Annotated in this window: 20 protein-coding genes; 17 read left to right on the top strand and 3 right to left on the bottom strand. The window is 38.5% G+C overall.

The window, feature by feature from the left end:
* Positions 1-70 precede the first annotated feature (70 nt).
* Both gmk and rpoZ read left to right on the top strand, forming a co-directional pair.
* Entirely contained in the window at positions 71-706 is a 636-nt protein-coding gene (gene gmk / locus CJ191_RS02070) for a guanylate kinase (RefSeq protein ID WP_070468364.1), read from the top strand.
* Positions 703-915, top strand: a complete 213-nt coding sequence (gene rpoZ, locus CJ191_RS02065; protein WP_070468366.1) for a DNA-directed RNA polymerase subunit omega — start codon at positions 703-705, stop codon at positions 913-915. The genes gmk and rpoZ overlap by 4 nt, the downstream gene beginning before the upstream one ends.
* 169 nt (positions 916-1,084) lie before the next feature.
* Here the strand turns inward: rpoZ and guaD are convergent, their stop codons facing one another.
* Entirely contained in the window at positions 1,085-2,449 is a 1,365-nt protein-coding gene (guaD, locus tag CJ191_RS02060) for a guanine deaminase (RefSeq protein WP_102198839.1), read from the bottom strand.
* 257 nt (positions 2,450-2,706) lie between these two features.
* On the opposite strand from guaD, the gene priA reads away from it, so the two are divergent.
* From priA to CJ191_RS02005, 11 genes are all read left to right on the top strand, one after another.
* Positions 2,707-5,124 carry a primosomal protein N' gene (gene priA, locus CJ191_RS02055; RefSeq protein ID WP_102198838.1) on the top strand — a complete coding sequence of 806 codons (2,418 nt, stop codon included), beginning with the start codon at positions 2,707-2,709 and terminating at the stop codon, positions 5,122-5,124.
* 123 nt (positions 5,125-5,247) lie between these two features.
* Entirely contained in the window at positions 5,248-6,228 is a 981-nt protein-coding gene (fmt, locus tag CJ191_RS02050; protein WP_102198837.1) for a methionyl-tRNA formyltransferase, read from the top strand.
* The gene (gene rsmB, locus CJ191_RS02045; RefSeq protein WP_102198836.1) at positions 6,218-7,666 is read left to right on the top strand and encodes a 16S rRNA (cytosine(967)-C(5))-methyltransferase RsmB; all 1,449 of its coding nucleotides are present in this window, start codon (positions 6,218-6,220) and stop codon (positions 7,664-7,666) included. The genes fmt and rsmB overlap by 11 nt, the downstream gene beginning before the upstream one ends.
* A gap of 19 nt (positions 7,667-7,685) precedes the next feature.
* Positions 7,686-8,489, top strand: coding sequence for a Stp1/IreP family PP2C-type Ser/Thr phosphatase (locus CJ191_RS02040; protein ID WP_102198835.1), 804 nt, complete (start codon positions 7,686-7,688; stop codon positions 8,487-8,489).
* A complete protein-coding gene (locus CJ191_RS02035) occupies positions 8,489-10,645 on the top strand; it encodes a protein kinase domain-containing protein (protein WP_102198834.1) in 2,157 nt (718 codons plus the stop codon). The genes CJ191_RS02040 and CJ191_RS02035 overlap by 1 nt, the downstream gene beginning before the upstream one ends.
* A 264-nt stretch (positions 10,646-10,909) precedes the next feature.
* Positions 10,910-11,842 carry a ribosome small subunit-dependent GTPase A gene (gene rsgA, locus CJ191_RS02030; protein WP_102198833.1) on the top strand — a complete coding sequence of 311 codons (933 nt, stop codon included), beginning with the start codon at positions 10,910-10,912 and terminating at the stop codon, positions 11,840-11,842.
* A gap of 15 nt (positions 11,843-11,857) precedes the next feature.
* Positions 11,858-12,508: a ribulose-phosphate 3-epimerase gene (gene rpe, locus CJ191_RS02025; protein WP_070468377.1), complete on the top strand. Its 651-nt coding sequence runs from the start codon at positions 11,858-11,860 to the stop codon at positions 12,506-12,508.
* Between the two features lie 50 nt (positions 12,509-12,558).
* Positions 12,559-13,230, top strand: coding sequence for a thiamine diphosphokinase (locus tag CJ191_RS02020; RefSeq protein ID WP_102198832.1), 672 nt, complete (start codon positions 12,559-12,561; stop codon positions 13,228-13,230).
* 95 nt (positions 13,231-13,325) lie between these two features.
* Complete coding sequence (gene rpmB / locus CJ191_RS02015; protein ID WP_070468381.1) at positions 13,326-13,517, top strand: 50S ribosomal protein L28; 192 nt, start codon at positions 13,326-13,328, stop codon at positions 13,515-13,517.
* A gap of 217 nt (positions 13,518-13,734) precedes the next feature.
* Complete coding sequence (locus CJ191_RS02010; protein ID WP_003143306.1) at positions 13,735-14,100, top strand: Asp23/Gls24 family envelope stress response protein; 366 nt, start codon at positions 13,735-13,737, stop codon at positions 14,098-14,100.
* Positions 14,101-14,126: 26 nt separating this feature from the next.
* The gene (locus CJ191_RS02005) at positions 14,127-15,809 is read left to right on the top strand and encodes a DAK2 domain-containing protein (RefSeq protein ID WP_102198831.1); all 1,683 of its coding nucleotides are present in this window, start codon (positions 14,127-14,129) and stop codon (positions 15,807-15,809) included.
* A gap of 113 nt (positions 15,810-15,922) precedes the next feature.
* On the opposite strand, the gene rpsN is transcribed toward CJ191_RS02005, so the two are convergent.
* Entirely contained in the window at positions 15,923-16,192 is a 270-nt protein-coding gene (gene rpsN / locus CJ191_RS02000; protein WP_070468385.1) for a 30S ribosomal protein S14, read from the bottom strand.
* A gap of 127 nt (positions 16,193-16,319) precedes the next feature.
* Between rpsN and CJ191_RS09115 the strand changes: the two genes are divergently transcribed.
* Positions 16,320-16,424, top strand: a complete 105-nt coding sequence (locus tag CJ191_RS09115; protein WP_168125804.1) for a putative metal homeostasis protein — start codon at positions 16,320-16,322, stop codon at positions 16,422-16,424.
* Between the two features lie 49 nt (positions 16,425-16,473).
* Here the strand turns inward: CJ191_RS09115 and CJ191_RS01995 are convergent, their stop codons facing one another.
* Complete coding sequence (locus CJ191_RS01995) at positions 16,474-17,979, bottom strand: helix-turn-helix domain-containing protein (protein ID WP_102198830.1); 1,506 nt, start codon at positions 17,977-17,979, stop codon at positions 16,474-16,476.
* A 331-nt stretch (positions 17,980-18,310) separates the two neighbouring features.
* Between CJ191_RS01995 and CJ191_RS01990 the strand changes: the two genes are divergently transcribed.
* The 3 genes from CJ191_RS01990 to CJ191_RS01980 all read left to right on the top strand — a co-directional run bounded on the left by CJ191_RS01990 (position 18,311) and on the right by CJ191_RS01980 (position 21,086).
* The gene (locus tag CJ191_RS01990; protein WP_070468389.1) at positions 18,311-18,808 is read left to right on the top strand and encodes a methylated-DNA--[protein]-cysteine S-methyltransferase; all 498 of its coding nucleotides are present in this window, start codon (positions 18,311-18,313) and stop codon (positions 18,806-18,808) included.
* Between the two features lie 347 nt (positions 18,809-19,155).
* A complete protein-coding gene (locus CJ191_RS01985) occupies positions 19,156-20,355 on the top strand; it encodes a GHMP family kinase ATP-binding protein (RefSeq protein WP_102198829.1) in 1,200 nt (399 codons plus the stop codon).
* Positions 20,355-21,086, top strand: coding sequence for a nucleotidyltransferase family protein (locus CJ191_RS01980; RefSeq protein ID WP_102198828.1), 732 nt, complete (start codon positions 20,355-20,357; stop codon positions 21,084-21,086). The genes CJ191_RS01985 and CJ191_RS01980 overlap by 1 nt, the downstream gene beginning before the upstream one ends.
* Positions 21,087-21,100: the final 14 nt, after the last annotated feature.

Here is a 21,100-nt window from a genome sequence, read left to right as displayed (position 1 = left end):
ATTGAGAAAAATAGTAAAATTTGTGGTACTATTAATGCTATATAAAAATGTGAAGGGTGAAAGGTGTTCTATGAAATCGAAAGGACTATTAGTTGTATTATCCGGTCCCTCTGGTGTGGGGAAAGGAACAGTGCGCCAAGCGCTGTTTGAGACTGATACAAATCATGATCAGTTTTATTATTCAGTTTCTGCAACAACCCGACAACCACGTCCAGGTGAAGAAGATGGGAAGGACTACTTCTTCGTATCGCGTGATCAATTCGAAGGTATGATTGAAGACGAACGTTTATTGGAGTATGCTGAGTATGTAGGGAACTACTATGGAACACCCCTTCAATACGTTGAAGAAATGACTGAACAAGGTAAGGATGTTTTTCTTGAAATAGAGGTTCAAGGGGCCTTGCAGGTTAAACGACGTATGCCGGATGGCGTATTCATTTTCCTTGCACCACCGACTATGCATGAGCTAGAATCTAGAATAGTGAATCGTGGAACTGACGCACCAGAAGTTATTGAAAAGCGGATGCGTCAAGCACGAGAAGAGTTACAACTAGTCACACAATATGACTACGTTGTAGAAAACGATAATGTGCAATCAGCTGTAGAACGTATTCAAACGATTATTAATGCTGAACATTTAAAAACAGACCGCTTTATCGACGATATTGTAGAAAATTATTTAAAGGAAGGCGACGAAATATCATGATCATCTATCCATCAATTGACAAATTATTAGACCGTATCGATTCAAAATACTCATTAGTGTCCATTGCGGCAAAACGCGCAACTGAATTACAAGTTGAGAAAAATCCAATGTTAAATGAATACCAATCACCTACATATGTAGGTCAAGCTTTAGAAGAAATCGCTTCTAACGACTTAGTGGTTGACCCAGATTCTTTATCACAAAACTAAAGATTCCTTTTATAAATATAACCTTCTTTAAGCCAAGTAGCTTCCCGTTGCTTGGTTTTTTGCTTATGTAATTTAGATATCTGAAGTGACTAAGCCAAAGCTAGTGAATGACAGCAGCGAAAAAAGAGGTGTAACTATCAAGATAATCACGCCTCTCATTAATGGATGATTATTTTTCAAATACTAGCTTCCCTTGGACATATACTTGTTGGATATTAACTGGGTTAGCTAGGTATAGGATTTTTTCAAAGATTTGTTCTAGATCTTCAAAGACACCAAATCCTTGGATAGGGTTTTCTTTGGCTTTCGTATCAATAACTTGGAAATCAGCTGTATACCCTTCTTTGATTAAACCAATAGGTAAGTCAAGCGCTTCACCACCACCAAGCGTTGCTAGAGAAAAGGCCTCTACAATAGAAATGCGAGAATCTGGCACACCACGTTCAGTTTGTGGTAAACGCGTATCGACCCCGTCTTCTAATTGGCGTGAACTCATCACAGCTTGTTTAATCCCGTCATATAAAGAAGGAGAGAAACCACCTGAAATATCCGTTCCTAACCCAACTTGTACGTTTAATTCTTTTAGGTGTTTAATAGGAATAATACTATTCGCAAAATAAACGTTAAAAATCGGGCAGTGGGCAACCGCTGTTTGGTTTTCTGAAAAAATTGCGGCATCATTGTCATTAATAAAATTAGAATGGGCCATCACTGATTTTTTACCGAATAAACCAAAGTCTCTAAGGGCTTCTGTGTCGGTTTTACCAAAGCGGTCATAAGTAAAATCATGTTCCCATTGGCCTTCGCTACAGTGGGTATGGACATGGGTATCATATTTTTTGGCTAAAGCGCCTAGACCAGCCAAGGCTTCATCCGTACAAGACGGGGCGAAGCGCGGCATTACGACAGGGTAAACACCTTGGATAACGTCTTTCCCGAAGGCAGTCACTTCTTGGATGAATTCTTCAGTTTCTTTTAAGGCGCTTGCTGTTGACGCATCTCGGTAAAAATCAGGATTAGCTTGTGGGTCGTCCATCACTACTTTCCCAACTAAAGCGCGTTGACCTTTCTCTGCAGCAATCTTCACCAATTCAAAAGAAGCTTCTTTATGAATGGTGCCAAAATATAAAGCGGTTGTCGTCCCACGAGCCAGCAAGGTCTTTACTAAGTCTGTGTAAACTTCTTTGGCAAAGTCGATATCGTTATATTTAGCTTCTAATGGAAAGGTATGTTCATTTAACCAAACATCTAATGGGGCGTCTAATGCAATACCCGCTTGCGGCCATTGTGCGGCATGAATATGGGTATCAATAAAACCTGGTAACAAGTATTGGTTGTCTGTTAGGCGAATTAAAGTGCCACGTTCTTCAAATAATTGAATGAGCGGTAGATAATCCCCGTCATCAGCCTGTACAATTCTATCGATTACCCCATCTTGATTAATGGTAATGAGTGCATCTTTTTGGTATTCAAGTCGACCATATACTGGCGTATGAAAAAATGTCCCTACGATTGCTTTTTCTAATCCAAACATATTTTGCTCCCTTTAAATAAAATATTGCTTCTTTGTCATTCTAAGCTAAATTAACGAACAAGTAAATAGGATTCATGTATAATGTTCGTAAATAACTCATATAACACGTTTTGAAAAATAATAACTTAAAAATTTCATAAAATTAACGAACAAATATGCGAAATAAATAGAATAATGTATACCACAGGCAATTAATGTTAAATTGCAATCAAATATTATACAATAGGTAGATGAATACGATAAAGGAGGCGACTGGAATGGTAGCGGCAAATGTGATAGAAGTGATTGTGGATGTCCCCACCATGCAGACGGACCATCCTTTTGAATACCAAATCCCTGAAGAAATGGTGAATATTATTCAACCAGGCATGCGGGTACAGGTGCCATTTGGCCAACGTAACCTCTTGGGTTATGTCATTTCACCAGCTAAAAAAGAGGCTGATTTTACCGGTGAACTGAAACCCATCACGGCACTGCTAGATGACGAACCAGTATTAAATGAAGAAATGTTGCAATTAGGGAAGGATATGGCCAAGCAAAATTTTTCTTTCTTAGTTGAAGCCTATCACACCATGTTGCCTAACTTGCTCAAGGTTAATTATGAAAAGTTCTTCCTGCCAACGCCTGAAATAGCTTATCTTGACCACCAGCATTACTTCGATGACCTTAGTGAAATCGCCTGGTCACAAGCAGAGAAAAAAGGTGTCCTCACTGAGCTGATTGCCCTTAAGAACAAAGGCCACGTCACCATCGACTACCGGGTAGAAGACCGCAAGCGCTATAAAACTCAACAATGGGTACAACCCTTGATGGATTTTGACCAACTAGAAGAAGAAGCCACCAGCATTCGAAAAACAGCTAAGAAACAGCTTGCCTTGGTGGAAGTATTAATGGAGCTGGACGGGAAGAAAGTACCTGTTAAATACTTACGAGATGAATTTGATTTGCATACAGCTACCTTAAAAGTGGGGAGTGAAAAGGGTTGGCTGAAACTATACGACCAACAAGTAAACCGTGATCCTTATGCAGACATAGCGATTGAAAAATCCGAAAAGCTTCCCTTACAGACCCAACAAGAAATTGCCTTTAATGCGGTGAAACAAGCCATAGATAACCATGCAGACGAAGTATTCTTACTTCAAGGGGTAACAGGGTCAGGAAAGACAGAAGTTTACTTGCAATTGATTCAAGAAGCATTAGATATAGGTAAAGACGCCATTTTACTGGTACCAGAAATTTCTTTAACGCCGCAAATGGTCAATCGGTTGAAGAGTCGCTTTGGTAATCAAGTAGCGGTTTTACACAGTCAATTATCCACTGGGGAACACTTTGATGAGTGGCGCAAATTAAAAAATGGCCAGGCTAAAATCGCCGTTGGAGCGCGGTCGTCTATATTTGCCCCACTAGAAAATATCGGGTTGATTATTTTGGATGAAGAACATGAAGCAACCTACAAACAGTCAGATAATCCTCGCTATCATGCAAGGGAAGTAGCCAAATGGCGTGCGACTTACCATCATTCGCCAGTAATTCTAGGATCAGCAACCCCTAGTCTAGAATCTAGGGCACGCGCTCAAAATGGCGTTTATCAACTGCTTGAAATGCCTGAGCGGTCAAATCAAAAGCCACTACCGCCTGTTAAAATTATTGATATGCGTGAAGAATTTAAGCACAAAAATTATTATCAATTTTCTAGGCAATTACGTGATCAAATGCAGGCTACAATGGATCGTGGTGAACAGGTGGCTTTGATGTTAAACCGGCGTGGTTTCGCTAATTTCATGCAATGTAGGGACTGTGGGTATACCTTCCAATGTCCAAATTGTGATGTATCACTGACTTATCACTACCACGACAAGCAATTGCAATGTCATTATTGTGGCTACAATGAAGCAAGACCACAGCGTTGTCCAGATTGTGGGCAAACGCACTTAAGAGAATTTGGTACGGGAACAGAAAAGGTGGAGCAAGAAATCCATGAGCTGTTCCCAAATAAAACCGTGGTCCGGATGGATATGGATACTACTCGACGTAAAGGGAGTCATGAACGGCTATTAAAGCAAATTGCAAATAAGAAAGCTGATATTTTATTAGGTACTCAGATGATTGCGAAGGGATTAGACTTTCCAAATATTACTTTAGTAGGCATCATCAACGCCGATACGACGCTCTATTTACCGGATTTTAGGGCAGCCGAACGGACTTTTCAGCTCTTGACCCAAATGTCTGGACGGGCAGGGCGAGGAGACCTAGATGGGCAAGTGTTGATTCAAACTTATAATCCAGACCACTATGCCTTAACCTTGGCTAAAGATCATCATTATGACCGCTTTTATCAAACGGAAATGCAATACCGGAAACGCAACCAGTATTCGCCGTATTATTATACGGTTCGCTTTACCATTTCGAATTTTGATGACCATACCACCCAGGTAACAGCCGCTAAGGTAGCTAGTATTTTACAACAGGCCGATATTCAAGGGACTAAGGTAATTGGCCCCGCTCAGTCAACTATTTCAAGAATCAATAATCAATACTATTACCAACTCTTGTACCAGCACCGAGGCAATCAAGATATCCAAGCTGTTTTACAAGTCATTCAAGACAAGGCGCAAGATTGGGCTAAGGATAAAATTTACGTATCCATTGACGTAGACCCACAGAGCTTTATGTAAAAGAGGGCAAGTAATTTCAAGCGAAATCTAACGTTGATCAGAGAAAATCTCAGCTTGAAATATTGGTATAGAAATAATGGTATAATAGGACAAAAGCACAGGATTTATTTAAAGGAGACACATTTGAAACGTATTGTATTTATGGGGACACCCGCATTTTCAGTAAATATATTAGAAGCACTCGTTGAAAAAAAGGACGAATATGGATTGGTGGCCGTGGTGACACAGCCCGATCGTCCAGTAGGGCGTAAACGGAAATTAACACCGTCACCCGTTAAAGAAGCTGCATTAAAACACCATATTCCCGTTTATCAACCAGAAAAAATTGGACAAGACCAAGAAGTAAAAGACCTATTAGCGGATAACATCGATTTAATTGTAACGGCTGCTTTTGGTCAATTTCTACCAACTAGTATTTTAAATGCACCAAAATACGGTGCGGTAAATGTTCACGCATCATTATTACCTAAATACCGTGGTGGTGCACCAGTTCACTATGCCATTTGGAATGGGGATAAGGAAACAGGCGTTACCATCATGCGGATGGTGAAGAAAATGGACGCAGGGGATATCTTAACGCAGGTAGTCGTACCTATCGAAAGCGATGACACAGTGGCCACGATGTTTGATAAATTGTCACTTGCAGGGACAGACCTATTAATCGACACACTACCGAAATTATTTGCCGGTGAAATTGAACCGCAGGCCCAAGTTGAGGAAGAAGCGACCTTTTCCCCAAATATTACGAGCCAACAAGAACAAATCGATTGGCATCAAGAAGCGAGACAAATAGAAAACCAAGTTCGCGCTTTTAATGCTTGGCCTGTTGCCCATACAAAGGTGAATGGTCAACGTTGGAAAATTTGGCAGGTGAAAGCACTTGACGAAGAAACGAGTGAAGCGAAACCAGGTACAATCATTAAGATTCAAAAGAAACCGGCGCAATTTTGGGTAGCAACTGGTAAGCAAACTGTCTTAGCTATTGAGCAATTGCAACCAGCAGGTAAAAAACAAATGGATGTGGCTTCATTTATTAATGGTGGTGCAGGGAATTTAACAGTTGGTGATACATTTGACCAGGTGGAGGTAGCAGATGGCGAATAATCAAGCACAACCAGGGTCAGATGCACGTAAGGGAGACCATACCAAGGGGGATAAAACCCCTTTAAAATTATCAGCACGTTTTCAAGCGATGGCATCAGTGAATCAAATTATACGTCACAACCAATTTATCAACCAAGAAGTCAATCGCGTGTTGACGTCTGAAGCTGTAATCGAAACAGACCGGAATTTATATACGAATTTGGTTTATGGCTCCGTACAAAATTACTATACATTAGATGCTTTTGTACGCGATTTTGTGGCAAAACCCAATAAGGTGAAACCATGGCTTTGGTCATTGTTAGTGGTCTCAGCTTACCAGATGTATTATTTAGATCACATTCCAAATTATGCCGTTGTTGACGAAGCAGTACGGATTGTACGAAAACGTGGCAACCAAACGTTAGCTAAGTTTGCCAATGGGGTCTTACGGAATTTTACCCGTCGTTATGAAACCATGGCTGACTTTATTCATACGAAAACGGATCCCAAAGAACGCTTAACGCTACAAGCTTCATTACCGCCTGTTTGGGTAGATTACTTTGTGGATCGTTTTGGTTTAGTAGAAGCGGAGAAGTTAGCAAATTCATTAAATCAAACGCCTTTTATTACGGTACGTGCAAATAATAGATTAAATCATTTAAACACCGAAAAGATGGCTGAGTATCAAAAGATATTAGAAAGAGAAGGGTATATAGTATCACCTAGTCCCATATCACCATTTGCCTTACGGGTACTTAAGGGGAATCCAGCTCATTCATCCTTATTTATGAACGGAGAAATCACCATTCAAGATGAATCAGCACTGCTGGATGTAGAGGCTTTGAACCCACAAGTAGGCGAAACCGTCTTAGATGCCTGCGCCGCACCAGGCGGGAAGACGGTGCAAATCGCTGAAGCCGTTGGCCAAACTGGTCATGTGATAGCTTGTGATATAGCAGAAAATAAATTGCCACTCATTCAAGAAAATGTCGACCGGATGCAGGTAGCTGACCAGGTAGAAATTCTCCACCAAGATGCAACAAAATTACAAGAGCGTTTCGGGGCGAATGGTAGCGAACCAAGAAGCTTTGACAAGATTTTAATCGACGCACCATGTTCAGGTGTTGGCCTATTCCGTCGTAAACCGGATACGAAATACCATAAAACATTACAAGATTTGGATGCCTTACATGACATTCAAGTAACAATTATGAATCAAGCATTACCTTTATTGAAAAAGGGTGGCGTGATTACCTATTCAACATGTACAATTACAAAAGAAGAAAATGAAGATGTGGTCAAAGCCATCTTAGACCAACATCCAGACCTAACATTGAAATCATTTAAACATTGGCGAGATAATCTTGATCAGTCAATAGGTAAAGATGGAACGATTGAAATCTTACCGCATACCTATATGTCTGATGGTTTCTTTATCGCCAGCTTTGAAAAAAACTAGCGAAGGAAAGTGAGCATACATGGAAATCGCAAGCAAAACTGATGTCGGTGTTGAACGAAAACAAAATCAGGACCAAGTGGGCGTTTTTTACAATCAAGACCAAGTAGCTATCTTATTACTTTGTGATGGGATGGGTGGTCATAATGCAGGAGATGTTGCTTCCGAAATGGCTATTTATCATGTAGGACATGCTTGGGAAAGCACTGAAAACTTGACAGATGCCCATATCATTTCTGATTGGTTAACCGACCAAATCAAGGCAGCCAATGCCCATATATTTGACAAAGCCAACCAATACCATGATTTATCAGGTATGGGGACAACAATCGTTGCAGCTGTGCCATTAGAAGATTTGGCACAAGTGGTTTTAGCCCATGTAGGGGATTCACGTATTTATATCCATCAAGTGGATGCATTTAAACAAATTACTAAAGACCATTCATTTGTCCAAGAATTATTAGATATGGATATGATTACGAAAGAAGAAGCAGAGGTACATCCGCAAAAGAATATCGTGACCCGGGCAGTGGGTATTGCTGCTGATGTTGAAGTAGATATTGAAGTTGTGGACTTTTTATTAGGTGAAACATTATTATTATGTTCAGACGGCTTAACCGATATGATTGAGGAAAAAGAGGCTTTGACTATTTTGAGTGATACAAGTCTTACTATTGAAGCAAAAGCAGATCAATTAATTGCGCTTGCCAACGACCATGGAGGCCGAGACAATGTTTCGGTGGTTGTCGCACATAGAATACAAGCAAATTTAAAACAGGAAGAAACATACGCACATGACATTAAAAATGAAAGAGGTGAAATCTAATGAAATCTGGTCAAATCATTGATGAACGCTATGAAATTGTGAACCATATTGGTTCAGGTGGTATGGCGGATGTATACCTTGGTTACGACCCTATTTTAGCGCGTGATGTAGCCATCAAGTTCTTGCGTGTAGGGAAAACAGATGCCATGGATGCCACCAAACGATTTGAGCGTGAAGCCTTATCTGTGTCAGAATTAAACCATCCAAACGTAGTCAGTTTATTTGACGTTGGTGAAGACGAAGAAGGTAAGTTTATCGTCATGGAATATGTGGACGGTTTGGACTTAAAAGCTTATATCCGTGAAAATCATCCCATTCCAGTAGATATTATCCAAAACTTGATGATTCAAATCTTATCAGGGGTCCAAGCTGCCCATAATATCGGTATTGTCCATCGGGATTTAAAACCACAAAATATTATGGTCAACCATGATGGTACAATTAAAATTATGGACTTTGGGATTGCTATGGTGACTTCTGAAACCAGTATTACCCAAACCAATTCGATTATTGGTTCTGTTCATTACCTATCACCAGAGCAAGCACGTGGTTCAATGGCAACCAGTCTCTCAGATATTTACGCATTAGGTGTGGTTTTATTTGAAATGCTCACAGGTCGTGTGCCATTTGACGGTGAATCAGCTGTCTCCATTGCCTTAAAACATTTCCAAGAGCCACTGCCACCAATCGAAGCCTACCGGGATGATGTGCCGCAAAGTCTAATGAATGTAGTGGCCAAAGCAACAGCTAAAGAACCATCTGCTCGTTATCAAACGGCACAAGAAATGATCGACGACCTAGAAACAGTCTTTTCTGATAACCGGAAGAATGAGCCCGTATTCGTCCCAGCTAACATGGCCAATGAAACGATTGTCATGGCCAAGGAAGATATCGAAAATCAAATGCGTCTAGCAGAGTCCGATGAAGAACAGTTACTGGCAGCTGGTGAAAAAGCAGTTGATGACGATACAGATCCGGGTACGACAGATGAAAATGATGAAGATACTGTTTTAGATGATTCAGATGAATATGATATTTCTGATAAGGGTGGCTTGGCTGCGAGCGCTGGTTTAGCTGGCGCTGCCTTAGCGGGTCAAGGAACGGCAAAAGCTGCTGAAAATACAGGTAGTGTTGATGATTTACACTCAGAACCATCTCCAACCACCAGTGAGAATAGTAGCGATAATGGCGATGGCAACCAGCCAACAAGTCAATCGAATCAAAAAGTTGGAAAAGCAAGTCATAAACAGCCGAAAAGTCGTAAACCACTTGCCATTATTGCTGGCGTGATTGTCGGACTTATTTTAATTGCTTTCCTTGGTTTTAACTATATGGCCGGTCGTAATATTGCTGTACCTGACTTAGCGGGTATGACAGAGCAAGAGGCATCTTTAACTTTAGAAAGTTTAGATTTAGTTTTAGGAGATGTCACGGAAGTTTATGATGAAGAAGTTGAAGTTGGTCGTGTGATCAATTCAAGTCCATCAGCAAATACAGAAGTAAAACATGATACGGCAGTTGACGTCAATATTTCCAAAGGTCCTGAGCCTTATGAAGTAAAGGATTATACTGGGCAACCATTTACGAAAATTGAAAAAGAATTAACAGCTTTAGGTTTTACCGTCACCCAAGAAGAAGACTACTCTGATTCCGTTGAAGCAGGCAACATCTTGAGTCAATCTATCGAACAAGGTGAAGCCGTTATACCTGGTGAAACAACGATCAATTTTGTGGTTTCTGCTGGAGTTGAAACCTTTACGATGGCTGATTTATCTGGTTGGAACAGAGCGTCAATTCAACAATATGCTGAATCAAATGGTTTGATTGTTTCATTTGATTCACAATATTCAGGATGGGTACCGGATGGTGTGATGATCTCCCAATCCATTACACCAGGTACGGAATTTGTAGCAGGAGATGAATTATATATTGTGATGTCTGATGGACCAGAACCAGTATCAAGTTCATCAAGCTCATCAAGCTCTTCAACTTCGTCTTCATCTCGAAGCTCATCATCCAATGATGATAATGATGAAGATGATGATGAGAGTTCATCTTCATCATCTAACAGTAGTTCAAGTTCTTCAGCATCAAGTTCATCATCAAGTGCTAGTTCATCATCTAGCCAACGTGAAAGTTCAAATGTAGAAGATTAGGAAGACAAATACCAATCAGTGCAAGGCGTAGACATCATTGTTTACGTCTTTTTTGGAATTATGTAGTGATAAAGTATTTTAGTAATCTAGAAGCGTTTGGATGCTGATTTCACTATAGATCACTAAGATTTGCTGATTTAAATTGTGTTGGAGTGTTTTTTATAGGGAATTTGGGGTAAAATAGGGCATAAGTATCCAGACACAAATTTCATAGCGATTAAAGGTATATACAATTGACCCAATAAGGAGGTATTATTCCAAAGCATGAAGAAACAAACCACACAAAATCCATCCAATACACCAACTTATACCGGCCAAATTATTAAATCCCTATCTGGTTTTTATTATGTAGAAGAAAAAGAAAGCCAAGCAATTTATACAACACGAGCACGTGGCCAATTTAGAAATACCCAAACCACACCATTGGTAGGTGATTTTGTGGAATTCCAAGCAGAAAATCCCCATGAAGGCTATGTGATGAAAATCTTACCACGCTATAGCCAAATGATAAGACCAGCAGTAGCTAATGTGGACGTGGCCTTATTGGTAGCATCTGTTACAGAACCCCAGATACAACCAAAATTATTAGACCGTTTTTTAGTTTATTTAGCGTCAGAGAACATTGAACCGATTCTTTATTTCTCAAAAATGGACTTAACTGACCAAGCTAGTCAAGAGGATAAAGAGCGGATCAACCAGTTTATTCAGATATACCGTGAAATTGGTTACCAAGTGATCTTATCAACCGACCTAGACGAAAATCTGAATCAATTAAAAGAAATTGTTGCCAACCGGACAATGGTGGTTGTAGGACAATCAGGGGTTGGGAAATCGACCCTACTTAACCGCTTATTACCGGATTTAGCGATTGAAACTGGGGAAATCTCCACATCACTTGGTCGCGGTCGTCATACTACCCGCCATACCGAATTACATGATATATTTGAAGGGAAAGTAGCGGATACACCAGGATTCTCTAGTATCGATATCGACCAATTAGATAAAGTGCTACTATCTAACTACTTCCCAGAAATGCGGGCCATTCAAGACCAATGTAAGTTTCGGGGGTGCACCCATATTCAAGAACCTAAATGTGCAGTGAAAGCCGCCTTAGAAGCTGGTGAAATCGCACAAAGTCGCTATGACTCTTATCTACAAATCTTCCAAGAAATTGACAATGCCAAACCCAAATATTAGAAAGTAGGAATGTACATGTATATTGCACCATCTATTTTATCTGCTGATTTTGGTAAATTTATTGATGAAGTAAATCGAATCGAAAAAGCTGGCGCTGACTGGGTCCATATTGATGTAATGGACGGCCATTTTGTACCCAATTTAACTTTTGGTGCTGGTGTCGTTGAAGCCTTACGACCAAATACAAAAATGACCTTAGATTGCCATTTAATGGTCGCTCATCCTGAAGCATATGTTGAAGCATTTGCTAATGCGGGGGCAGATTACTTTACGGTTCATTATGAAGCCACTAACCACTTACATGGCTTAATCCAAACCATTCACAAACATGGTATGAAGGCCGGTGTTGCCATTAATCCTGCCACACCAGTATCGGCAATTGTACCCATTCTAAAAGATGTTGACATGGTTTTAGTGATGACTGTCAATCCTGGATTTGGTGGCCAATCATTTATCGCGTCCACTGTTGATAAGATGGTTGAATTAAATGCATTCAGAGCAGACCATGATGCCAAATTCTTAATCGAAGTGGACGGTGGCATTAACGATGAGACAGCTAAAATCTGTGCCGAAAAAGGGGTAGATGCCTTTGTGGCTGGTTCATACATCTTCAATCAAGATGATGTTAAAGTACCCATTGATGCTTTAAGAATGGCGTTGAAATAGGTGTATTTAGCTTTTATCTAATTAAGCCCGCACTAGAAAGAAGTGAGCCCATGCAAGTTTATCTTATCGGGTCTGGTCCTTTTGACCCAACGTATTTTAAAACCTATATAGCAGAAAGAAAAGCAGCCCTTAACGATACAGAAACAGTCTTTGTTGGGGTCGATTTAGGGGCTAAACAACTATTAGACCTTAATCTCCCCATTGACTTAGCAGTAGGCGATTTTGATTCAATTGAAGAAAGCGTCCTCAAACAAGTTGAAGATAAGGCCAAAAGAATTGAAAAGTTGCCGCCAATGAAAGATGAAACGGACACTGAACATGCTTTGGGCACAGTTGCTGACTTATATCCACAGGCTGAATACCATCTCTTTGGCATGCTAGGGGGGAGAGTAGACCATTTATTATCTAATTTATGGCTTATTTATCAAGACCGCTTTGCATCCATTATTGATCGTATTCACTTGGTTGAAGAAAATAATGCTGTATCATTTTTAAGACCAGGACAATATCAAATTGATCGTTTAAAAGACATGAAATATTTATCTTTTGTTGCGATGACGCCAGTAAAGAATTTATGTTTAGAAAATGTTGTCTATCCCTTAGATCAGTATCAAATGCCCGTACCTTTGGCTTTGATTTCAAATGAGTTTTTACCAGGCCAAAATACCATGACCATTGCCTTTAGTGAGGGGCTTATCCTCGCTATTCAAGCCAGAGATTAAGTACAAGCATTATTTTTATCATAAATAGGTTTGATTTATGACATTAAATATAGTAATATATTATGGTATGAAATTTGTAGAGGAGGATTATGACAATGGCTAAAGAATGTTATTACACAGGACGTAAAGCGACTACAGGTAACAACCGCTCACACGCATTGAATGCTACAAAACGTAAATTTAAAGCAAACTTACAAAAAGTTCGTATCATCGACGAAAATGGTAACAAAAAGCGTGTATGGGTTTCTGCACACGCAATCAAAGCTGGTTTAGTAAACCGTGCTTAATTCACTTATGATGATAATCAAATAAGGTCGTAATTTTCCAAAGTGGAAGATACGGCTTTTTTTGTGCCTATATATGGGTTTGCGACTTGTCAAATATTTAGGTATAATAGCTTGGTATGTGGTAAAATGAGTGTTATAAATGAAATGATATTTGTTTAGAACGATAAAGTTCTAGATAAATATAGCTAGACAACCCTTCAAAAGGAGGCTATTTTTTATGGCATTAAAAATGCAAACAGACTTCGGTGAAATTGATATTACAAATGAATCTATCGCAACAGTCGTAGGTATGGCTACAACCCAAAACTACGGTGTCGTTGGTATGGCAAGCAAGCATCAAATCCGTGATGGTATCCAAGAGATTCTTAAACAAGAAAACTATACCAAAGGGGTACTTGTTTCAGTAGATAACAACGATTTAGTAGTAGTGGATGTATATATTATCGTCAACTACGGAACGAAAATTTCTGAAATTTGTCGCAATGTACAAAGTTCTGTGAAATACGAATTAGGTCGTCAATTAGGTATTGCTGCAAATGTAGTGAACGTGTACGTACAAGGCGTCCGTGTGATTGAAGACTAGTTGCGGTAATCAAGGAGGATTTTTAGGTGAAAAGAACAGTATTAGACGTTGAAGCATTCATATCTATGCTGGAAGTTGGGGGTAACCGACTTTCAGAGAATGCTGAATATGTGAATTCATTAAATGTGTTCCCGGTGCCAGATGGTGATACCGGAACAAATATGAATTTAACATATACTTCAGGTATTGAACGAGTGATTAAACAACATTCCGATACCGTTGGTGAGGTTGGAGAAGACTTAGCTAAGGGCTTATTGATGGGCGCACGCGGTAACTCAGGCGTTATCTTATCTCAACTATTCCGAGGCTTTGGTAAGGCGATCGAAGGTAAAACGACCATTGAAGCAAAAGATTTAGCGAATGCTTTCCAACGTGGTATTGATACAGCGGTAAAAGCTGTGATGAAACCCGTAGAAGGTACTATCTTAACTGTAGCACGTGATTCAGCAGCAGCGGGTATGCAAAAAGCTGAAGAAACAGATGACATCATCGAAGTGATGACTGCAGTATTAAAAGAAGCGGAAACATCACTAGAAAACACACCTAACTTACTGCCAGTGTTAAAAGAAGTCGGTGTTGTCGATTCAGGTGGTCAAGGGTTAGTTTATATCTACCATGGCTTCTTAGAGTCATTAACTGGTGAATCTTTCCCAGTTAAATCAGCTGATCCAAACAAAGCGAATGTAACCGAATTGGCTCACCAAGAAAACTTCTTTAATACATCACATTCAGTAACATCAGAAGATATTCAATATGGCTACTGTACTGAAATTATGGTTAAAATCGGTGAAGGCGAAACAGTTACTGAAACGTTTGATTATGATACCTTCCGTGACTACTTGGATGGTATAGGGGATTCATTATTGGTTGTAGCTGATGACGAGATCGTCAAAGTGCATGTGCATACAGAAACACCAGGTGTAGTCATGAACTATGGCCAAAAATTTGGTTCATTAGTGAAAATTAAAGTAGATAACATGCGTCTACAACATGACGACATCCTAGAAGGCAAAGGCTCAAACCAAACAGCGTCAGCACCAGCAGTTGAGCGCACAAATTTAGCGATTATCGCTGTTGCTGCCGGTGAAGGTATTGAAAACCTATTTAAAGATATGGGCGTTAAATGTATCATCTCAGGTGGTCAAACGATGAACCCATCAACCAATGATATCTTAGATGCTATCGACGAAGCGAATGCAGATAACGTGATTATCTTACCAAATAATAAGAATATCATTATGGCTGCTAACCAAGCTGTTGAAGTATCAGAAACACCAGCTGCGGTAGTTGAAACTAAATATATCTCTCAAGGTTTAACAGCCATGTTAGGTTACAACCCAGATGGGACATTAGAAGACAACAAGGCGGCCATGGTTGCAGAATTAGCAAACGTTACGAGTGGTCAAGTCACAGTAGCGGTTCGTGATACAACAGTTGACGGCTTAGAAATCCATAAAGATCACTATATGGGTATCATAGACGGTAAAATCGTCTCTGAAGACGCTGACTTAGTCAAAGAAACCATTAATATGATTAATCAAATGGTGGATGAAGACAAGGAATTAGTGACTTTAATCTTTGGTGAAGAAACCGACCAAGCAACAGCAGCATTAGTCGCTGAAGCAGTCGAAGCAGCTAACGAAGATATTGAAGTTGAGATCGTAGACGGTGGTCAACCAGTTTACCACTTCTTAGCGTCAGTAGAATAAGCCTTTTATATCAAAACACAAATAAGCACAGAAGCTAGCGGAAAACATTTCACTAGATTCTGTGCTTTTATTCATTTCACATTTTGGAGCGATAACTATAAAGGAATAAAATATTAGAATGAGGCTTTTTTTACACCAGGGATTTTGCCTTGGTGGGCTAATTCTCTAAATCGAATACGACTCATGCCGAATTTACGCATATAACCATGTGGACGACCATCAATTCTGTCCCGGTTGTGGATACGAGTAGGTGAGGCATTACGTGGTAACTTACTTAAACCTTCATAGTCACCGGCTGCTTTTAATGCTTCGCGTTTTTCTCTATATTTTTCTACGGTTGCTAGTTGTTTTTGTGCTTTCGCTATCTTTGATTTCTTAGCCATGAATAAATCCTTTCTGTACCAAGTGTTGACAAATGCTGTGAAAATCGTTAATATAAAATCCTGAAATATAAATCGTAATCATTACGATTTTAACCACTTACTATTAAAAAGTCAAGGAGGAAGTATCATGGCAGAAAAAATGGATGCAGCAAGTGCACGACGCCGGATGAAAAGTCCAAACCGTAAAACACGTCAACGGGCACAAAGCGTATTAAAATCTTTAAATAAGTAAAAGCGAAAGCGTTGATTGAGATACAATTCAATCAACGCTTTTTGCTTTCTTATTTGTCTGATGCCATTTCTTGCTTAAATTTTTGATAACGTATCCTGTTTACAATGTTTTCTAAAGGCTGGAAGTTATGCTGATATGATTCACTTGTGATGGTATATATTTCCTTTCCGGGAATAGCTGGAATAGAGAAAAAACTACAAATAATATCATAAGGACTTTCGGACAGTAGTGGAATGGATATATCAAAATGGTTCCAAGTTTCAACATTTACTTTTGGTCCAAAAATACCTTTAATATTACTTTCTGCTTGCTTAGAACCTTCCCAAGTGATTTCAGACAATACTAGAATATTTACGGCTGGCATGTTATTGGATAGATTCATAAATAAATCTTCCCAATAATTAAATACAGAGTAAATAGTAGCATAAAGGATATGGGGATCATAATGCTCACCAAGAATGAGTTGACAATACTTATCCATACCTTCAAACACTGCATCATAGAAACTAGGATGAAAGTTGCGGATCATTTGGTTGTGTTCCAAGAAAAGGTCACGTAAAATAAATGGTTTTGAGCGTGCTTGCCCTTCGATTAAAACAATATTATATAGTTCTAGTATCAATGCTTCTCGATTTGGCAGGGGTACCTTAAATTGGTGAATTAATTGATCAAGTATTTCTTCAAGCGAATCTAAAATATCTGCTATATGTGCATCAGAACTCCTAAGTGCTTTAATTTCTGCATAATCATATTTAAAATCTTGTTCGATAAACAAGCCTAAAATTTGTTCAATATATTCCTGGTCAAGGTTTAAATCAAATTTTTTATTTAATTCATCTAAATTAAAACCGTAGACATCACTCACTTCTGACAGATTGTTATGTAGCCGTGTAAGGGGGAGCTGGTGTTTATGACCATAATTGTAGCGGATCTCATTCACAACTACACTGATAGAAAATGAACGTATACTATAGGTATCTAATTTGTATGGTGTAAAAGAAACCATATATAAAAGTAAATTTTGATAAAAATGCTGGTCATGGTCTGGAAATGGCCAATGTAAGATATCCGAAGACTCTATAAAAAAACGTTGCATAAATAAGCGTATATTTAATTCATCCCCTGTGAATTGATAAGGGTCAGAGTCAATGGAAAAACCATAGTTTTTAGTGAGTACTTCATTCATCTTTAATACTGCTCGGTAGGTTGTTGATTCAGAGACGAAAAGGATATTTGAAAGTTCAGCCAAAGAAACCTTATCATGAAAGAAGATATATTGAATAATGGTGAAATAGATGTTCGAGTTATAAAACTTACGGTAAACTTTATCAATAGATGTATTATGTTTATATTGAATACTGTATAAGTCATCAGTTTTAAAAATATCTATGAAGTCATACTTTTCATTAATTTCACGAATTGTTTCCATTACCATACGATGATTAATATTCGCGTAGGCTGCAATATCCTTCACTTGTTGAGCTGTACCAATATGTGTCAAAAATTCTAACACATCGATTTCTCGTTTTTGTTTATTTGTCAATAGATTTCGCATATATATCACTTCTAATTTAGAATTAGAAGACTCCTTTCTGCAAGTATATCACCTTTATATTATAAGATGTATAGATATTAAAGGCTATTAACTTGCAATGAAGTTTCCAATATTGATAAAAAGCAAGTGAATAGAACAAGAAAAACGAACAAAGTTAAACAATATTTGTACTTATGAAAAGAGAGGTAATGAATGAATTTCATTGAAATTGATTGATATTGACTGTTAAACGATACAACCTATCAACCAGATATATATACCAGTGAGACTTTACTCGCTAACAACTAGGAATCTGTTACAATTTAAACCATCATATTAAAGGAGCTTTCTTATGTTATATAAATATCCTTATTCATCTGAATTAGGCACCATTACCTTACTAGCAAACGACCATGGCTTATTAGGGGCATGGTTTGAAGACCAAAAGCATTTTGGTGGTCTATTTGACCTTGATAAAGCGATTAATCAACAATCAGTGATCATCGATAAAGCAGTAGAGTGGTTAGATGTCTACTTTGCTAAGCAACCACTTGAAACAATCGATTTTCAATTAATGCCACAAGGTACAGCTTTCCAACAAGATGTGTGGACTGAACTACAAAAGATTGCCTATGGACAAGTTATGACACTAGACCAATTAACTGATAGCATTGCAGCTAGACAAACTAAAGGACAAGGATCAAAAAAAGCAGTAATTGGCGCAATTGAAAGTAACCCAATAGCCTTGATGATTCCAAGTCACCGTGTAATACTTTCAATTGAAGAAACCAAAAATCGAGACAAGAATACAAATTTGTTTCAGCAATTGAGAGACTTTGAAATAAAATAACACCCAAAAACTTCAGAACGCTTGACGCCATGATTCTGAAGTTCTTTCTATGACTTTTATCCATGCTGTATAGATAGCATATGCATATATATAACAATTTTCATGCCAGTTAGCCACTAATGATATTGAAAATCAGATAAGAAAAAAATGACGCATAAAGGTTGAATTGAAGTGGTCACGAGGCTATGATTAAACGAAGATTGTTTTTAATGAGGTTGAATGAACATTGTTTGACTTTGGACAAATCGATGAATAAGAAGGGAAAATTGAAAATTATATCTAAATCGTAATATTTCTTTGCTATAATAATAAAGAATTATGCAAAATGGATTGGAGATCGTAAATATATGCCTAACTTGATGGAAACATTTATTGCTGAATATGGCACTTCAAATGACTTAAGAGCGGTAAAATCACCGTTAAGAATATGTCCAATCGGCGCCCACTCTGATTACCAAGGTGGAAGAGTAACAGGGATGACTCTGGATGCGAGCGTGGATATGGTGTATGCACCACGTGAAGATAACTATGTTCAAATTCAAAGTCTGGATTTCCCTGATAAGGAAATTTTTTCTTATGGACATGAATTAGAATATATTCCAGGTTTCTGGGGGACCTATATTCGAGGTGCTGTAAAAGCCTTACAACAAGACTATGTTTTAAAAGTAGGATTAAATGCGGTTGTGTCTGGTAAGTTGCCAATTGGAGGGCTTTCATCATCTGCGGCTGTAACAACCGCTTATTTAATGGCTTTGTGTGATGTAAATGATATCCAAGTATCTAAAATGGATATTATTATGTACAGTCACTGGGTGGAAACCGAATTTATCGGACTTAAAAATGGGATTTTAGACCAGTCTGCAAATGTTTTAAGTATGGACAACCAATTAATGGTCATGGACTGTTCAACCAACGAATATGAAATGATTAATAAAGGCGAAAATTTTAAAGACTTTGAAGTTATCGTTGTCTATTCTGGCATTTCTAAATCGCTTATTGGGACAGACTTTAACAATCGAGTAGATGAATCGCGCGTAGCAGGGTGGTTGTTACTTGAATTAGCAGGTTTACCATTACCTACATTAGAAGACGTTAAATTACGAGATGTACCAATTGAGGTTTATGAAGAGTATAAAGACCAATTACCAGAACGTTTCCGTAAACGGGCAGCCCATTTCTATACAGAACAAGCACGGGTACTCAAGGGTGCAGAAGCCTGGGCAAAAGGTGATATTGAGGAATTCGGTCAATTGATGTTTGAATCAGGTTATTCATCATTCTACCAGCAAGAAACTGGTATTCCTGAAATGAAGCAAATATTTGATATTCTGTATGGAGCAGAAGGTGTCTACGGTGCGCGTCCTAGTGGGGCTGGATTCCGTGGGGCAGTTATTGGGTTTATTGACCCAGCGTATAAAGAAAGTATCAAAGCGCAGATTGATGCAATATATCCGGTAAAATACCCAGAAATTAAAGATAAATACGAAGTGAATTTCTGTGTAACTGAAGATGGGGCAAGATTTGTAAATGTGGAGGAACTGATTTAATGAAGGCAATTTTATTGGGTGCGGGCTATGCAACGCGTTTATATCCACTAACTAAGAATAAAGCAAAGCCATTATTAGAAGTAGCGGGCAAGACCATTACTGACCATATCGTAGAGAAAATCATACAAGTTCCTGAAGTAGATGAAATTATTATTGTCACCAATGATAAATTTGCTCACCAGTTTGAAGAATGGGTTGACCAAGCAAACTATGATATGAAATTTACCGTAGTGAATGATGGGACTTTAACCAATGAAACCCGTTTAGGGGCAATTGGGGACATTCAGTTTGTAATTGATCAGTTAGGTATTCAAGATGATTTATTGATACTTGCAGGAGATAATTTATTTGAATTTTCATTAGCTGAATTTGTTGATTTTGCGAAAGATTATGATTCAGAAGCTCTAGCTATGTATTATGAACCAAACTTAGACCAATTGAAACGTAATGGAACAGCTGCTTTCGATGAAAATAAAACAGTAATAGATTTTATTGAGAAACCTGAAAACCCTACCTATCATCACTGTGTACCTACGTTTTACGTACTAAAAGAAAGCACGTTACCTTTAATTCAAGAGTATTTGAATGAAGGTAATAATCCGGATGCACCTGGAAACTTTATTCCGTATTTGATTCAACATAATCAAGTTAAAGCTTTCGTATTTGAAGGTAAGCGATATGATATCGGAACCGTAGAAAGTTACAATGCGGTTCAAGAAGTATTTAAATAGAATAGATTAGAGGA

Origin of the sequence: Aerococcus viridans, from assembly GCF_002871935.1 — a bacterium.
Lineage (GTDB): Bacteria > Bacillota > Bacilli > Lactobacillales > Aerococcaceae > Aerococcus > Aerococcus viridans_B.
The sequence above is the reverse complement of the archived record's forward strand: the minus strand, read 5'-3'. Positions and strand labels throughout refer to the sequence as shown.

Coding starts and splice junctions, on each gene's coding strand:
- guaD (WP_102198839.1), bottom strand. CDS start 2,449: ATGTTTGGATTAGAAAAAGCAATCGTAGGGACATTTTTTCATACGCCA.
- CJ191_RS09115 (WP_168125804.1), top strand. CDS start 16,320: ATGGCAGAAAAAATGGATGCAGCAAGTGCACGACGCCGGATGAAAAGT.
- CJ191_RS01995 (WP_102198830.1), bottom strand. CDS start 17,979: ATGCGAAATCTATTGACAAATAAACAAAAACGAGAAATCGATGTGTTA.
- gmk (WP_070468364.1), top strand. CDS start 71: ATGAAATCGAAAGGACTATTAGTTGTATTATCCGGTCCCTCTGGTGTG.
- rpsN (WP_070468385.1), bottom strand. CDS start 16,192: ATGGCTAAGAAATCAAAGATAGCGAAAGCACAAAAACAACTAGCAACC.
- rsmB (WP_102198836.1), top strand. CDS start 6,218: ATGGCGAATAATCAAGCACAACCAGGGTCAGATGCACGTAAGGGAGAC.
- CJ191_RS02035 (WP_102198834.1), top strand. CDS start 8,489: ATGAAATCTGGTCAAATCATTGATGAACGCTATGAAATTGTGAACCAT.
- rpoZ (WP_070468366.1), top strand. CDS start 703: ATGATCATCTATCCATCAATTGACAAATTATTAGACCGTATCGATTCA.
- CJ191_RS01990 (WP_070468389.1), top strand. CDS start 18,311: ATGTTATATAAATATCCTTATTCATCTGAATTAGGCACCATTACCTTA.
- rsgA (WP_102198833.1), top strand. CDS start 10,910: ATGAAGAAACAAACCACACAAAATCCATCCAATACACCAACTTATACC.
- CJ191_RS02040 (WP_102198835.1), top strand. CDS start 7,686: ATGGAAATCGCAAGCAAAACTGATGTCGGTGTTGAACGAAAACAAAAT.
- rpe (WP_070468377.1), top strand. CDS start 11,858: ATGTATATTGCACCATCTATTTTATCTGCTGATTTTGGTAAATTTATT.
- CJ191_RS01985 (WP_102198829.1), top strand. CDS start 19,156: ATGCCTAACTTGATGGAAACATTTATTGCTGAATATGGCACTTCAAAT.
- priA (WP_102198838.1), top strand. CDS start 2,707: ATGGTAGCGGCAAATGTGATAGAAGTGATTGTGGATGTCCCCACCATG.
- CJ191_RS01980 (WP_102198828.1), top strand. CDS start 20,355: ATGAAGGCAATTTTATTGGGTGCGGGCTATGCAACGCGTTTATATCCA.
- CJ191_RS02010 (WP_003143306.1), top strand. CDS start 13,735: ATGGCATTAAAAATGCAAACAGACTTCGGTGAAATTGATATTACAAAT.
- CJ191_RS02020 (WP_102198832.1), top strand. CDS start 12,559: ATGCAAGTTTATCTTATCGGGTCTGGTCCTTTTGACCCAACGTATTTT.
- rpmB (WP_070468381.1), top strand. CDS start 13,326: ATGGCTAAAGAATGTTATTACACAGGACGTAAAGCGACTACAGGTAAC.